Here is a 14,927-nt window from a genome sequence, read left to right as displayed (position 1 = left end):
GTACTACCGGGCTGGCCGGGGGTGGCGTTCTGTAGTGACGTCATGCGGGCTTGGGGTGTTGCCGTGTTTTAAGCACGGTTTAGATTGCGGTGTTTCATGCTGACGATACTGTTTGACGGCATTGCCTACGGGATGCTGTTGTTCGTGCTGGCTTGCGGGCTGTCCGTGACGTTGGGGTTGATGAATTTCATCAACCTGGCGCACGGGGCGTTCGCGATGGTGGGCGGTTATGTGACCGTGCTGGCCATGCAGCGCCTGAACGTGCCTTTCCTCTTGTGTCTGCCGCTGGCCTTCATCGTGTCGGCGGTCATGGGGGCGATCCTGGAACGCACGCTGTACAAGCGGGTGTACGGGCAATCGCACCTGAACCAGGTGTTGTTCTCGATCGGCCTGACCTTCATGGCCATGGCCATGGTCGACTACTTCATGGGATCGCAGCAACAGCTGCTGCATCTGCCGGAATGGCTGAGCGGCCGTTCGGTGGTCGGCGGCGTCGGCATCGGACACTACCGGCTGTTCGTGATCGTGATCTGCGTGGCGCTGGTGATCGGGCTGCAATTGATCCTGAGCAAGACGCGGTTCGGCAGCCGCCTGCGCGCGTCGGTGGACGATCCGCGCGCGGCCAGCGGGCTGGGCATCAACATCAACCTGGTGTTCCTGTCGACCTTCGCCTTCGGCTCCGGCCTGGCCGGCCTGGGAGGCGCGCTGGGCGCCGACCTGCTCGGCATGGACCCGACCTTCCCGATCAAGTACATGATCTATTTCCTGATCGTGGTGGCCGTGGGCGGCACGTCTTCCCTGACGGGGCCGCTGGTGGCTTCGCTGCTGCTGGGCGTGGCCGACGTGGCCGGCAAGTACTACATCCCCACTGTCGGGGCATTCATCATCTATTGCGTCATGATCATCATGCTGATGTGGCGCCCGCAAGGCCTGTTCGCCCGGGCGGGGGGTAAGTAATGAAAGCCACGATCGCACCCCAGGCCGCCACCTCGGCGGCCCCTGATTCGCTGCGCGCCGTCGGCGCGCGCTGGTCCCGCATCCGCTGGTTCGAAATCGTTTTCTGGGTGGTCGCCATCGGCGCCGCCTTCGTGCTGCCCAGGGGATTCCTGCTGTTGAACGAGCTGGCCATCCTGGCCTTGTTCGCGGTTTCGCTGGACCTGATCCTGGGCTACGCCGGCATCGTCTCGCTGGGCCACGCGGCCTTCTTCGGGCTGGGCGCCTATTGCGCGGCGCTGCTGGCCAAGCATTTCGGCATCGATCCCATCCTGGGGCTGGCCATCTCGGCGGCCCTGAGCGCGCTGCTGGGGCTGGTGACCAGCGTGCTGGTAATGCGCGGCTCGGACCTGACGCGGCTGATGGTGACGCTGGGCGTCGCGCTGATCCTGTACGAGATCGCCAACAAGATGGGCTGGCTGACGGGCGGCGCGGATGGCCTGACCGGCGTGACCATGGTGCCCTTGTTCGGCACCTTCGAGTTCGACCTGTTCGGCCGCACGGCCTATACCTACTCGGTCATCGTGCTGGCGATACTGTTCTTCATCGCCCGGGCCATCGTGCATTCGCCGTTCGGCATGTCGCTGCAGGTGGTGCGCCAGAATCCGCTGCGCGCCGCCGCCATGGGCGTGGCGGTCAACCGCCGCCGCGCCGCCGTCTACACGCTGGCGGCGGCCTATGCGGGCGTGGCCGGCGCGCTGCTGGCGCAGACCACGGGCTTCGCCTCGCTGGACGTGCTGGCCTTCCACCGCTCGGCCGACGTGATGCTGATGCTGGTGATCGGCGGTGCCGGCTACCTGTACGGCGGCATCATCGGCGCCGTCATCTTCAAGTTCATGCAGGACTGGCTGTCGGGCATCACGCCCCAGTACTGGCAATTCTGGATCGGCCTGCTGCTGGTCGTCATCGTGGTCGTCGGCCACGACAAGCTGGTGCGTCCCTGGACCTGGTTCCGCCGCGGCCATGGAGGCAAGCAATGACCACCGTATTGCAGACCTTCAACCTGACCAAGCGCTTCGGCGGGCTGGTCGCCACCAACGACGTGTCGATCAAGGTCGAGCGGGGCGCCCGCCAGGCGCTGATCGGCCCCAACGGCGCGGGCAAGACCACGCTGATCAACCTGTTGACCGGCGTGCTGGCCTCCACCTCCGGCCGTATCGAACTGGAAGGCGAGGACGTCACGCGCCTGCCGGTGCATGCACGCGCGCGCCGCGGCCTGGTGCGCACTTTCCAGATCAACCAGCTGTTCGCTGAAATGACCCCGGCGGAGTCGCTGGCGGTGGCCATTTCCGAACGCGAAGGCAAGGGCTGGCGCTGCCTGCGCCCGCTGGGCAAGCGCGGCGAGATCATGGACGAATGCGCGGCCCTGATGGAGCAGTGCAACCTGCTCGACGTGAAGGACCGCAAGACGGCGGTGCTGCCCTACGGCAAGCAGCGCCTGCTGGAGATCGCGCTGGCGCTGGCCGCCAAGCCTCGCGTGCTGCTGCTGGACGAACCCGTGGCCGGCGTGCCCGACGGCGAGCGCCGCGAAATCCTCAACACGGTCGGCGCCCTGCCCGAGGACGTGACCATCCTGCTGATCGAACACGACATGGACCTGGTCTTTTCCTTCGCCAACCGTATCTCGGTCCTGGTCAACGGCGGCTTGTTCGTCGAAGGGACCAATGCCGAGATCGCCCGCGACCCGCGCGTCAAGGCGGTGTACCTGGGTGAGGAAGTGGTGGAGGGCTACCATGACTGAGCTGCTCAAGCTGGAAGGCATCGTTGCCGGCTACGGCGAGGCCAAGGTCCTGATGGGCATAGACCTGAGCCTGGGCGAAGGCCAGGCGCTGGCCTTGCTGGGCCGCAACGGTACCGGCAAGACCACGCTGATCAACACCATCGTCGGCCACACGCGGCGCTTCTCCGGCCGCCTGCACCTGGCGGGCCGGGACATCACCGGACTGCGCCCGGACCAGCGCGCGCTGGCGGGCATCGGCTGGGTGCCGCAGGAACGCAACATCTTCAAGTCGCTGACCGTCGAGGAAAACCTGACCGCCGTGGCCGTGCCCGGACCGTGGAACCTCAAGCGCATCTACGAGATGTTCCCGCGCCTGCACGAACGCAAGGCCAACATGGGTAACCAGCTCTCGGGCGGCGAACAGCAGATGCTGGCCATCGGCCGTGCGTTGATGCTGAACCCGCGCGTACTGCTGCTGGACGAGCCGCTGGAAGGGCTCGCGCCCATCATCGTGCAGGAACTGATGAGCGCCTTGCAGCGGATCATCCGCGACGAAGGCATGTCGGTGATCCTGGTCGAGCAGAACGCCCGCAAGGCGCTCAGCATCACCGACACCGCCATCGTGCTGGAACGCGGCAGCGTGGTGCACGCCAGCTCCGCGCAGGATTTGCTGGCCGATGGCGCGACGCTGGACGGCCTGTTGGGCGTGGCCAAGCACTAAGGGTGGACGGCGTCGGCCTGCCCGTGCTGCCTGGGCAGGGCCGGCACCGCGGCGCGGCGATAGTCGCGCGGCGTGAAACCCTGCTGGTCGACGAAGAACTTCGAGAAATGGCTTTGCGCGCCGAAGCCGCAGCGCTGCGACAGCTCGGCGATGGGACCCGGGTCGTCGGCCAGGTATTCCACCGCGGCGTGCAGCCGCAGCATGTTGACGTAGTGCTTGGGCGACAGGCCCGTGCAGGCGGTGAACAGCTCGAAGAAGCGCGAACGGGACAGGCCCACGCGCGCGGCGATCTCCTGGGTGGGCAGCGGTTCTTCCAGGTGTTCCTGCATCAACGCGATGGCCCGCCGGATGCGATAGTCGTTGCTGCGGGCGGGGCGTTCGCGGTTCGGATAGGTGGGGCCGTACTGGTGGCACAGGTGTTCGGCCAGTTCGCCGAACAGGGCCTGGACGTCAGCGGTGTTGATTTCGGCCGCCTCGAGCATGCGCCGGGCCAGATGCTGGGCGAGTTCGACCGTATCGGCCCCCAGTTGCACGCTGCCGTGCCGGAAGAACCTGACGTATGCGGGCAGGCCCGGGAATTGTTCCTCTATCCACAGCGGCGAGAAATACAGCATCAGGATCGTGCTCTTGCCCTGGCCGACCGAAAGGTTGGCGTGCAGCTCGTGGCTGTTGACGAGGACGGCGCGGCGGGGGGCCAGCACGGCCGATGCCTCGCCCACCTGATATTCATGGCAGGGGCCGTCCAGTTCGATCATGGCGTGGTGGACGGGGTGGGCATGCGCGCCGGCGGGACGCACCTTGTCGAGCAGGCAGGCCCGGCCGATGTGGCCCTGGGTAACGGCTAGGACTCTGGACACGTGGCACTTCCTTCGCCCCGCGGGCGATGAGACGGCGATGTTGCGTGTGTGCGCACAGTATATCCAAGGCCCTGGCGAACGCCATCGGGCGTCCAGACAAAATCGGATGAATTCATAAATCGGCAGACGAGGACGTAATGGCCGCCCGGGCCCGCGTTCCTACACTCCTTGGCACCCAGGACACATTGCCAAGAAAAGGAGAGACGGAATGGCCCAGGATCTGATCGTCGGCGGCGCCATGCTGCCGCATGCCCCGCAGTTCTTCACGATGCCCGATACCGAGGACAAGGACACGGTCCAGCGCGTCCGGGACGTGGCCGCGTCGATCGGGGAGCGCCTGCAGGCGCTCGAGCCCGATCTGTGGATCATGATCGCCAACGACCATGCCCAGCAGTTCTTCCACCAGTGCGCGCCGCCGTTCACGCTGCACGTCGGCGGCGTGGCCAGGGGCGAGTTCGCCGGCCGGGGTTTTCGCTACCAGGTGCCCAGCGACATTTCCTTCGCGATCGTCGAGGACCTGTACCGGTCGGGCTTCGATCCCGCCTTCACCAGCAGCGCCGAGATCGACTACGCGCTGGGCATCCCGCTGACGCATCTGGGCGTTTCGGCGCCCGTGCTGCCGGTCTACGTCAACGCCTACTTGCCGCCGCAGCCGACCACCGAGCGATGCTATGCCTTCGGCGTGGCGCTGGCCAACGCGGTGCGCCGCCTGGGGCTGCGCACGGTGGTCGTGGCCAGCGGCGGCATGTCGCATTTTCCCGGCACGGACCGCTACAGCCAGCCCGACCTGGACTTCGACAACCGGGTGCTGGATACGCTGCGGACCGGCAACCTGAAGTCGCTGATCGGGTACGGCGAATCGAAGCTGGACGATACCGGCAACATCGAATTGCGCTGCTGGGCGCTGGCGGCGGGGGCGCTGGGCGAGCGCGTGCCCGACGTGGTGCAGATGGACCCGAGCTGGCACCACAACTATGCCTCGGTGGGGTTCTTCTCTCCCCCCCAACCAGCGCCTCGCCCGCACTATCCGCGCATCGCGCCCGAATTGGCGGAGCTGACGCGCGCCCTGCACGGCCTGGCCTACGACCGGGCCAACCAGCATGCCTTCGTGGCGGATCCCCAGGCCTACGCCGCCCGCTTCGAGCTGAGCGAGGGCCATCGCGGGGCGCTGCTGGCCATGGATCAACTGAAATTCGCCGAGATGGGACTGCATCCGCTGATCGGGTTCCTGGCCAACATGAACATCCGGCACCTGCGCGCCGAGTCGGGAGGCGGGCGATGAAGAACGCGCTGGCTGGAGAGGTGCAGTCCTCGTTCATCGACGGGGTTCTGGTGGCGCCGGGGGCGGCGCGCATGTCGTGGCGCCAGGCCGGCAGCGGCGGCATGCTGGCCATCGCCGAGGCGGACGAGGATGTCGTGGCGCGGGCGGTCGCCAGCGCGCGGCGCGCGTTCCTGGCGCAGCGGCCGTCGCCGGTGACCGTGCGCCTGCGGCACCTGCAATGTCTGCGCGATGCCTTGTCCCGCGAGGCCGCGGCCCTGGCGCGTCTTATCAGCGAGGACGTCGGCAAGCCGATACGCGTGGCCCGGGGCGAGGTGGCGCGCGGCCTGCAGTTCGTCGAGGCCTGCATGTCGGAGCTGTCGCATCTGGGCGGCGAGGTCCTGCCCCTGGATGCCGTGTCGGCCGGCGTGGGGCGCATCGGCTACACCCGCCGCTTTCCCTATGGGGTCGTGGGTGCGATCACGCCGTTCAACGCGCCGGTGAACCTGCTCGTGCAAAAGCTGGCCCCCGCGCTCGCGGCCGGCAACGCGTGCGTGGCCAAGCCCGCGCCGGCGTCGCTGCGCGCGGCCCTGCACCTGGCCGCCGCGGCGGTCGAGGCCGGCCTGCCGCCGGGCATGATGAACGTGCTGGCCGGAGACAAGGCGGCGGCGCTGGCCCTGGCGGGCCATCCCGACGTCGGCGTGGTGTCGTTCACGGGCGGGGTGCAGGCCGGGGAAGCGCTGGCCAGGGCGACCGGCGTGCGCCGCTTCGTGTCGGAACTCGGGTCGAGCGCCGCCAACGTCGTGCTGGCCGACGCGGACCTGGAGTCGGCCGCCGCCAAGATCGCCGCGGCCGCGTTCGAGGCCAGCGGGCAGCAATGCATCTCGGCGCAGCGCGTCATCGTCGAGGCGGGCGTCTACGACGCATTCGCGGCGCGGTTCGCCGCCGCCGCCGAGCGGATGCGCGTCGGGCCCGCGGACGATGAGCGGACCGACATCGGCCCGCTGGTGTCCCAGGCTTCGGCCGACCGCATCATGGGCTTGTGCGAGGACGCGATCGCGCACGGCGCGCGCTACCGGCTGGCGCCCCGGCGCGAGGGCCTGATCCTGTCCCCGGTCATCGTCGAGGCGCTGACGCCTGCCGCGCGGCTGTGGTACGAGGAAGTCTTCGGGCCGGTGGCCGTGCTGATCCGGGCCGACGACGCCGACCATGCGCTGGCGCTGGCCAACGATTCCCCGTTCGGCCTCCAGGGGGCGGTGTTCACCCGCAGCCTGGGCCACGCGTTCCGGTTCGCCGAGTCCTTCGAGGTGGGGGCGCTGTGGGTGAACGAGGCCAGCCGCTTCCGGCTGGACATGTATCCCTTCGGCGGCATGAAGTTGAGCGGCACCGGGCGGGAAGGGGTGCGCTATGCCATCGAGGAACTGTCGCAGCTCAAGTTCACGGGCATGGCCTGGCAGTAGCCGCCAGGCGTGCCGCCCGGCCCGGGCGGCACGCCGGCCCATCAGTTCATCAGGGGCAGGCCCTGGTCGGCCACGACACGCTTCCACTTGGCGACTTCGCCCTGGAAGAATTTGCCGAACTGGGTGGGAGAGCCCGGCATCCCTTCCGCGCCCAGTTGTTCCAGCCGGCCCTTGAATTCGCTGGAAGCCAGGGCCTTGCCCAGCATCTCGTTAAGCTGGGCCACGCGTGCGGCATCCATGCCGGCGGGGCCGAAGATGCCGAACCACGAGACGAAGGAATACTTGGGGTAGCCCGATTCGGCCACCGTGGGCAGATCGGGCAGCGCTTCCGAGCGCGCGGCGCCGGTGACGGCGATACCGCGCAACTTGCCGCTGCGCACGTGTCCGACCACGGCGGGCATCAGTTCGAACACCAGGTCCAGGTTGCCCGCCATCACGTCGGCCATCGCCGGACCGCCGCTCTTGTACGGCACGTGCAGCAGGTCCACGCCGACCTCGCCCTTGAACAGCTCGACCGACAGATGGCTGGACGTGCCGATGCCCGCGGTGCCGAACGTCAGCTTGCCGGGATGCTTCCTGGCCTCGGCGACGAGATCGGCCACGCTGCGCAGCCGCGAGGACGGGTTGACGGCGATGACGTTCTGCAGCGAAGCCACGCCGCCGATGGCGACCAGATCCTTGAGCGGATCGACGGGCATGCTGCGCATCAGGCTGGGATTGCTGGCCAGGCTCGTGGCGCCGAGCAGCAGCGTGTGCCCATCCTTGTCCTGGGCCCGCGCGACCAGCTCGGCGCCGATGTTGCCGCCCGCGCCGGGCTTGTTCTCGACAACCACGGGCTTGCCCGCGATGCCCGCCAGTTCCTTGGCGACCGAGCGTCCGAGTATGTCGCCGGCGCCGCCCGGCGCATAGGGAACGACCAGCGTGATGGGGCGCGTGGGAAAGGTTTCGGCGGCAAGCACGGCCGTATGGGCTCCGATGGCCAGGACGAGCATGGCGGCCTGTTTCAGGGCATGTGGCGGACGACGATGCATGGGGACTCCTGAAGGTTGAAAAGGGCACCGGCGAGTGTAGGAGCGGCCCCGCTCTTCCTTCTTATCCCGCTGTCTTCCCATTTACGTATTGATCGCATTTTTTTGCCCGGCACGCCGCGCTTGGAGGCCGCCCGCAATTAATCGGACACCCGCGTAAATGCGGCGACGAAACAGTAATGGCCGGCCTCGGCCCCATTCCTATAATCCGCCTCAGTTCCCGGGTACGCCCGTGTCACCCGTTCGCAAGGAGGCAGCATGAACCGGCAGTCGAGTCTTTGCGCGGCGATTCTCGTCGCGCTGTTGGGAGCCGGCACGGCAAGCGCCGCCGGCTATCCCGATCGTCCCATCAAGATGGTGGTGCCGTTCGCGGTGGGCGGGTTGAACGACGTGCTTGCCCGCATCATCGCGCCGCGGCTGACGGCCGAGCTGGGGCAGGCCGTGGTGGTGGAGAACAAGGGCGGCGCCGGCAGCGTCGTGGGGACCGAGCAGGCCGCGCGCGCCAGGCCGGATGGCTACACCCTGTTGCTGACCAGCGCCGCGCTGGCCATCAATCCCTCGCTGTACAAGAAGCTTCCCTACGACGTGCAGCGCGACTTCGTGCCCATCATCCAGATCTCCAGCACCCAGATGGTGCTGCTGCGTTCTCCCAAGTTCGAGCCGGATTCCGCGCCCGCGCTGATCGACTACCTACGCAAGCATCCGGGCAAGGTGAACTATGCGTCGTCGGGCGTGGGGTCGCCCAGCCACCTGGCCTCGGAGCTGTTCGTGCGCACGTACAAGCTGGACACGGTGCACGTGCCCTACAAGGGGGCGGGCCCCGCGCTGGCGGCGATCGCGGCGGGCGAGGCGGAGTTCTGCGTGGACGTGCTGCCCACCGCGATGACGATGCACAAGTCGGGCCTGCTGAAGATCCTCGCGCTGGTCGGCGACAAGCGCTCGCCGCTGCTGCCGGACGTGCCGACGCTGGCCGAGGTGGGGTTTCCCGAGTATTCCGCCAGCTCGTGGAACGTCATCATGGCGCCGGCGAACACGCCCGCCGACGTATTGGACAAGCTGCGCACGACGCTCAGGAAGATCATGGAGTCCGATAGCATGCGCGAGCGGATGCAGCAACTGGCGGTGGAGCCCCGGTCGGTAACCGGGGACGCGCTGACCGCGTTCATCTCCAGCGAAACGGGCAAATGGGGCAACTTGATTCAATCGGCGTCGATCACGGCCGATTAGCGCGAACCGACATTTGAGGAGTGTAGAAAAAAATGCGAGACGGATACCATGTCGTGGACCTGCGGGCCCGGCCGCCTACCAAGGAGATCCTGACCTATTTCACGCCGGATCACCTGAAGTTCTTCGGTGGCCATCTGGGCATGAAGACGATCCCGCCGTCCTATCTGAACGCCTCGGTGGAGCTGTTCTTCCAGGAGGCTGACCGCGCCGGCGTGGACCGGATGCTGTGCGTGCACCGGGTGGTGCCGGCCGCGGGAGGATCGCCGCGCAGCGACGTGTCCAACGACCATATCGCCGAGGTGGTCCATGCCCATCCCGATCGGCTGTCGGGCGTCGCGGGCATCGACGTCGGCGGGGATTTCGGCGACCCCCTGGAGGAAACCCGGCGGGCCATCGACGAACTGGGCCTGCGCGGCATCCACATCGCGCCCACGCGCAGCGCGCTCGCCACGCACTGGGACGACCGGCGCCTGTATCCGCTGTACGAGCTGTGCGACGACCGCAAGGTACCGGTGGTACTGATGTCGGGGCCGTTCGCCGGACCCGAGATCGAGGACACCCATCCGCGCTACATCCAGGGCGTGGCGCGGGATTTTCCCAACCTGTCCATCGTCGCCGGACACGCCTGCTGGCCCTTCTTCGCGGAACTGCTGGGCGTGGCCTATCGCCACGAGAACGTGTACGTGTCGGCCGATGCCTATCTCTTCATGCCGGGGGGAGACCTGCTGGTCCAGGCGGCCAACGGCTTCCTGCAGGACCAGATGATGTACGGATCGGGGTATCCGGTGCGGGAGATCGATGCCTGCCTGGATGCGTACATGCAGCTGCCGCTGTCGGACACGAGTTTCCGCAAGACGCTGGGCGAGAACGCGGTGCGGGTGTTCGGCCTGCCCGGCCCCGGCCAGGAGGGGCAAGGTGGCCGCGCCAGCCGGTGACGGCGTGACGGTGATCACCGGGGCCAGCGGCGGGATAGGCGCGGCCCTGGCCCGGCGCGTGCTGGCCGAGGGCGGCAGGGTGGTCAACCTGTCCGACCGGCCGTCCGCGGCGCCGCTGGGCGCCATCGACCGGATCGTCGACCTGACGGACGCCCGGGCCACGCGCGAGGCATTCGAGGCCGTCCTGGGCCAGCACCGCGTGACGGGCTTCGTGCATTGCGCGGGAATCCCGCACATGGCGCCGGTCGAGGACTTCGACGCCCAGGGTTTCGACCGCATCGTGCATCTGCACCTGCGCGCGGCCATGCAATGCATCGGCCTCGTGGTCCCGGTCATGAAGGCACGGCGGCACGGCCACATCGTGCTGCTGGGCAGCCGGGTCAGCCTGGGACGCGCGCGCAGTTCGCTCTACGGCGCGGTGAAGTCCGGCATCCTGGGCATGGCCCGGGCTCTGGCGGTCGAGCTGGCGCCGCACGGCATCAACGTCAATGTCGTCAGCCCGGGGCCGGTGGATACGCCCATGCTGCGGGTCTATCATCCCGCCGGCTCGCCACAGGCCCAGGCGCTGGAGGCCTCGATTCCCATGGGGCGGGTGGCGCGGCCCGAGGACGTGGCCAACGCCGCCATGTTCTTCCTGCGGGACGAGACGTCTTACGTCACCGGGCAGAACCTGTTCGTGTGCGGCGGACGGGACATCGCGGCGGCCGAGGGGAACTGACGGCGGCGTCAGTCCGCATCCATGATGGACCCGCAGGTCAGGTTGACGATGGCGCCCGTCATCGCGCCCGCGCGGTCGGATGCCGCGAAGGCCGCCGCATCCGCCACCTCGGCGATCCGCGGCAGGCGCCCCAGCGCCGTTCCGGCGTCCATGTAGTCCCGGGTCTCGCGATATTCGACCTGGGCTTCGGGTGGCCAGGTCTCGGGCAGCGCGTCCGACCGCAGACAGACGACGCGCACGCCGTGCCGTCCCAGTTCACCGGCGAAGGTCCGGACCATGGCTTCGATGGCCGTGCAGGCAACGGCGAATCCGCCCGTCTTGTGATAGACCCGGTCCCGGCCCGACAGGCCGGCCGACGTCGCCGACAGCGCCAGGATGACGCCCCGCCCCTGCCGGACCATATGCCGGGCCGCGCCGCGCATCGTCAGGAAATGGGCGCGCACGCCCGTTTCCACCGGGGCCATGAAATCGGCCAGGGGCATGTCCAGTAGCGGCGTGCCCTGCAGGTCGCCACGGATGCTGGCGGCGTTCAGGCTGATGTCGATGCGGCCGGCCTTCGCCGCGACCTCGGCGGCGTGGCGATCGACCGCGGCCTCGTCCAGCACGTCCAGCGTCGCCCAGTCCGCGCCGAGTTCGCGTGCCAGTGCCCGCAGCCCGTCGGGCGTGCGGCCGGCAAGAAATAGCCGCGCGCCTTCCCGGGCGAAGGTGCGGGCGACCTGGCTGCCGATGTGGCCGGCGGCGCCGTAGACGATGGCGGTCTTGTCCTGAAGCAGCATGGGGTGTCTCCCTGGAGCGGGCCGTGGGCGGCCGTGCATGGATCTTCCGATCATAATCCGGGGGGAGGCGCGAATTCTTTGGCGCCGAGGCCATGCGCCGTCAGCCCGGGACGAGCTGATCGGCGCTTTCCACCAGGCAACGCGCCAGGCTGTCGCGTATCGCGTCGGCCGGCAGGTCTCGGCCGATGAAGACCAGCCTGCTGCGCCGGGGCATCGTGCCCCACGGCGCGCCCCGATCGACGGCGATCGTCAGCTGGACCGCCTGCACGACGACCTGGCGCGCTTCGCCTTCCACCCACAGCACGCCCTTGCAACGGTAGAGGTCGACGCCCAGCCCCTCCGCGAGGGCGGACAGCAGCTGTTCCAGGCGGTCCGCGTCGAAAGGACGATCGGTGGTGAAGGCGAAGGAGGCGACGTCGGGTGTGTGTTCGCCGTTGCGCACGTGCGCGGCCTCGTGCCCATGATGGTGGCAATCGCCGGGATCATGGCCAGGGTTCTTGCCATGCGCGTCCCGCTCGGCGGTGTGCTCGCGCAATACCGAGGCCGCATCGAACGCGCCCACGTCCAGCAGTTCGTCGAGATTGGCCCGGCCTTGCCGCATCCATAAGATGGGCGCGCGCGGATTGATGCGCGCCAGCGCATCGGCCAGTTCCGGCAGGTCGGCAGCCTGGACCAGGTCCGTCTTGGAGACCAGGAGGCGGTCGGCATAGCCGACCTGCGCGCGCGCTTCGGGATGGGCGGCGAGCGTGGGAAGGCCGTGGCAGGCGTCGATCACGGTCAGTATGGCGTCCAGGCGGTAGGCGGCGGCCACGCCGGGTTCGAGAAAGATGGTCTGCGCCACGGGCCCGGGGTCGGCCATGCCCGTGGTCTCGATGACTACCCGGTCGAAGCGCAGTTCGTCCCGCGCGCGGCGCAGGGCGAGGTCTTCCAGCACGCGCGCGAGGTCGCCGCGCACCGAGCAGCACAGGCAGCCGTTGCTCATCTCGACGATTTCTTCGCTGGCTTCCCGCACGAGCAGGTCGGTGTCTATGCTCTCCGGCCCGAACTCGTTTTCGATGACCGCGATGCGCTGGCCGTGACGCTCGGTCAGGATGCGATTGAGCAGCGTGGTCTTGCCCGATCCGAGGAATCCCGTCAGCACGGTGACGGGAGTGCGCGGGGCGGCGTTCTCCCTATGGAGCGGCGCGGGCGAGTTCATGCCGCTTCCGGGCGCACCGGCGGACCGAGCGGTGACCGGTCCTGCCCGAGTGCCGCGAGTTCGGTGGGGTTGTCGCGCATCATGCGGTAGATGTCGGCCAAGGGCACGTCATAGCCCTGCAGGCGCTGGCCGAACATGCGGAACTGTTCGTCCGGAAACAGGCCCGAGATCATGCCGCCGCCGTCGGTCGACATGACGCAGCGCGCGGCGCCCACGCGCTTGATGGTCTCGGCCATCAGCTCGTAGTCGTAGCGCAGCTCCTTGCGGTGCCGCGAGGGTATGAGCAAGGTCGAGCACAGTTCGATGCAGGCGCCACGGCGGGTGATGTCCTCGGCGTAATCGATGTCGACGCGGGGAAAGTAGTAGATATGGTTGACCAGCACGCGCGCGCCGATCTGCGCGCAACGGTCGACGATGAGCGAGATTTCCTCGGGGCTGAGGTGGGCAGTGCAGAACAGCGCGTCGTACTGCTTGACCAGGTCCAGGATCTCTAGGATTTCCGGCGTGAGCCGGCCGTCGGCATCGAGCACGGTGACACCACCGCGTTCGCTGCCGGGAAGCACCATGCCGGGTACGCCCCATTTGCCGAATTCGCCGGTAATGGTGCCGTGGTAGCAGGCGTGCCCGGTCGGCCCCCAGACGATGCGGCCGCCCAGCATGAAGGCGGCTTCGACGGCCGCGGGGTTGACGCCGCCCACGCATTGGTTGAGCGTGACTCCGCCGATGACCTGCAGGCCGGGCACCACCGTCTGCGCATGATAGGCGCGAGAAACCGTGTTTTCGTGATGACTCTTGAGCGCAATGGCGCGCATGCCGGCGTCGCGCGCCCGCCGCGCCATGTCGAGGTCGTCTCCCAGGCGGGGAAACAGGCAGGGCGCCGAATGCACGTGCAGGTCCACGCAGTCGGTCAGATCGAAAGGGCCTTGCACGTAGCGCTCGTGCAGGGTGGAAGCGTCGGTCATGCTTGTCTCCTGTCGTGGTTGGGGCGAGGCGGCGGGGCCGTTTCCCTTGTGTCGTCAGTTCTGCGCGGGGATGGCGAGCCGTTTGACCAGCGCGCCTTTTTCCTCGTAATCGCGCATCACGCTGGCCGTGAAGGCCTTGCGGTCCTTGTAGACGATCTCGTCGCGCAGCATCTTGACCGCGGCCTGCATGACGTCGGTTTTCACCGCGTTCTTGCACGCGCGTTCGAGTTTCGCCAGCACGGGGGCAGGCGTGGCCCTGGGAGCCATCAGTCCGACCAGCGCCGGCTGCAGCGATGGCAGTCCCAGTTCCTTCAGTGTGGGTACGTCGGGTATCTCGGGATGGCGGCGGTCGCTGATGATGGCCAGCATGCGCACCGGACGGGAGGTCGCCAGCGTGCTGCCCACGGTGACGACCCCGAAGTCCAGCCTCGCGGTCTGCAGGTCGAGGAACATTGGGGTTTCGCCGCGGTAGGGAACGCCGGTGACGGAGAAGCCGCGGCCCTGGATCGCGGTCTCCAGGGACAGGTGCGTGATGCTACCCACGCCCAGATGGCCGTAGCTCAGCTTGCCAGGCGAGGCCTGGATGGCGGCGTACAGATCCTGCAGCGTCTTGTAGGGCGAGTTCTGCGGGACCGCGATCGCGAAGCGGTTCTCGAAGACCTGGCAGACGTATTCGAGCGAATCCACGCCGTAGGCCGGCTTGCTCATCAGGTGCAGGGCATTGGTGATGGGCGTGATCGGGCCGAAGTTCAGTACATAGCCGTCCGGCGGGGCGGATACGGTGGCGGCCGTGCCTCTCATGCCTGACGCGCCGTCGCGGTTCTCGACCACGACGGGTTGGCCAAGCTCCTGGCTCATGGCGCGGGCGAAGCCTCGCGCCATGGTGTCGATGCTGCCGCCGGCCGCCCACGAGACGATGATCTGTACCGGCTTGGCCGGATAGGAGTCCTGGGCGAAGGCCGCGATGGGCAGCAGGAAGGCGGCGAGCAGTCGTGCGGCATGTCGCGGCATGAAAGATCGGTGGGTAGAGGGCATGGTGTCTCCGGTGGATAGTCGAGCGGGGGAATGAAGCGC

Annotated in this window: 15 protein-coding genes; 9 read left to right on the top strand and 6 right to left on the bottom strand. The window is 68.0% G+C overall.

Annotated features, from left to right (window positions below):
- Positions 1 to 96: 96 nt before the first annotated feature.
- Genes EGT29_RS26425 through EGT29_RS26410 form a run of 4 tightly spaced genes read left to right on the top strand, consistent with a single transcriptional unit; the run spans position 97 to position 3,434 of the window.
- A complete protein-coding gene (locus EGT29_RS26425) occupies positions 97 to 957 on the top strand; it encodes a branched-chain amino acid ABC transporter permease (protein WP_124691792.1) in 861 nt (286 codons plus the stop codon).
- Complete coding sequence (locus EGT29_RS26420; protein WP_124691791.1) at positions 957 to 1,973, top strand: branched-chain amino acid ABC transporter permease; 1,017 nt, start codon at positions 957 to 959, stop codon at positions 1,971 to 1,973. Before EGT29_RS26425 ends, EGT29_RS26420 begins: the two co-directional genes overlap by 1 nt.
- A complete protein-coding gene (locus EGT29_RS26415; protein ID WP_124691790.1) occupies positions 1,970 to 2,734 on the top strand; it encodes an ABC transporter ATP-binding protein in 765 nt (254 codons plus the stop codon). Before EGT29_RS26420 ends, EGT29_RS26415 begins: the two co-directional genes overlap by 4 nt.
- Positions 2,727 to 3,434 (top strand): ABC transporter ATP-binding protein, encoded by a 708-nt coding sequence (locus tag EGT29_RS26410; RefSeq protein WP_124691789.1) that lies wholly within the window; start codon positions 2,727 to 2,729, stop codon positions 3,432 to 3,434. Before EGT29_RS26415 ends, EGT29_RS26410 begins: the two co-directional genes overlap by 8 nt.
- Here EGT29_RS26410 and EGT29_RS26405 read toward each other — a convergent pair.
- Entirely contained in the window at positions 3,431 to 4,291 is an 861-nt protein-coding gene (locus tag EGT29_RS26405; RefSeq protein ID WP_124691788.1) for a helix-turn-helix domain-containing protein, read from the bottom strand. The two genes, EGT29_RS26410 and EGT29_RS26405, sit on opposite strands and share 4 nt — an antisense overlap.
- Positions 4,292 to 4,499: 208 nt before the next feature.
- On the opposite strand from EGT29_RS26405, the gene EGT29_RS26400 reads away from it, so the two are divergent.
- Positions 4,500 to 5,573 carry a hypothetical protein gene (locus EGT29_RS26400; RefSeq protein WP_124691787.1) on the top strand — a complete coding sequence of 358 codons (1,074 nt, stop codon included), beginning with the start codon at positions 4,500 to 4,502 and terminating at the stop codon, positions 5,571 to 5,573.
- Positions 5,570 to 7,009, top strand: coding sequence for an aldehyde dehydrogenase family protein (locus tag EGT29_RS26395; protein ID WP_124691786.1), 1,440 nt, complete (start codon positions 5,570 to 5,572; stop codon positions 7,007 to 7,009). Before EGT29_RS26400 ends, EGT29_RS26395 begins: the two co-directional genes overlap by 4 nt.
- A 41-nt stretch (positions 7,010 to 7,050) precedes the next feature.
- Here EGT29_RS26395 and EGT29_RS26390 read toward each other — a convergent pair whose 3' ends face one another.
- Positions 7,051 to 8,040, bottom strand: a complete 990-nt coding sequence (locus tag EGT29_RS26390; protein WP_161567990.1) for a tripartite tricarboxylate transporter substrate binding protein — start codon at positions 8,038 to 8,040, stop codon at positions 7,051 to 7,053.
- Positions 8,041 to 8,295: 255 nt separating this feature from the next.
- On the opposite strand from EGT29_RS26390, the gene EGT29_RS26385 reads away from it, so the two are divergent.
- The 3 genes from EGT29_RS26385 to EGT29_RS26375 are packed head-to-tail and all read left to right on the top strand — an operon-like array spanning position 8,296 to position 10,917.
- A complete protein-coding gene (locus tag EGT29_RS26385) occupies positions 8,296 to 9,264 on the top strand; it encodes a tripartite tricarboxylate transporter substrate binding protein (protein ID WP_124691784.1) in 969 nt (322 codons plus the stop codon).
- Between the two features lie 32 nt (positions 9,265 to 9,296).
- Entirely contained in the window at positions 9,297 to 10,199 is a 903-nt protein-coding gene (locus tag EGT29_RS26380; RefSeq protein ID WP_124691783.1) for an amidohydrolase family protein, read from the top strand.
- On the top strand, positions 10,180 to 10,917 hold the full coding sequence (locus tag EGT29_RS26375) for an SDR family NAD(P)-dependent oxidoreductase (RefSeq protein ID WP_161567989.1): 738 nt from the start codon (positions 10,180 to 10,182) through the stop codon (positions 10,915 to 10,917). Before EGT29_RS26380 ends, EGT29_RS26375 begins: the two co-directional genes overlap by 20 nt.
- 8 nt (positions 10,918 to 10,925) lie before the next feature.
- Here EGT29_RS26375 and EGT29_RS26370 read toward each other — a convergent pair whose 3' ends face one another.
- From EGT29_RS26370 to EGT29_RS26355, 4 genes are all read right to left on the bottom strand, one after another.
- Entirely contained in the window at positions 10,926 to 11,693 is a 768-nt protein-coding gene (locus EGT29_RS26370) for an SDR family oxidoreductase (RefSeq protein WP_124691781.1), read from the bottom strand.
- Between the two features lie 100 nt (positions 11,694 to 11,793).
- Positions 11,794 to 12,891, bottom strand: coding sequence for a GTP-binding protein (locus tag EGT29_RS26365; RefSeq protein ID WP_124691780.1), 1,098 nt, complete (start codon positions 12,889 to 12,891; stop codon positions 11,794 to 11,796).
- A complete protein-coding gene (locus EGT29_RS26360; RefSeq protein WP_124691779.1) occupies positions 12,888 to 13,853 on the bottom strand; it encodes a DUF6282 family protein in 966 nt (321 codons plus the stop codon). Before EGT29_RS26360 ends, EGT29_RS26365 begins: the two co-directional genes overlap by 4 nt.
- 54 nt (positions 13,854 to 13,907) lie before the next feature.
- On the bottom strand, positions 13,908 to 14,864 hold the full coding sequence (locus tag EGT29_RS26355) for a tripartite tricarboxylate transporter substrate binding protein (protein ID WP_161567988.1): 957 nt from the start codon (positions 14,862 to 14,864) through the stop codon (positions 13,908 to 13,910).
- Positions 14,865 to 14,927: the final 63 nt, after the last annotated feature.

It is taken from the genome of Pigmentiphaga sp. H8 (assembly GCF_003854895.1).
In the GTDB taxonomy this organism is placed as follows: Bacteria; Pseudomonadota; Gammaproteobacteria; order Burkholderiales; family Burkholderiaceae_B; genus Pigmentiphaga.
Note: the sequence above shows the minus strand (reverse complement) of the source record. Positions and strands in the feature narration are given on the sequence as shown.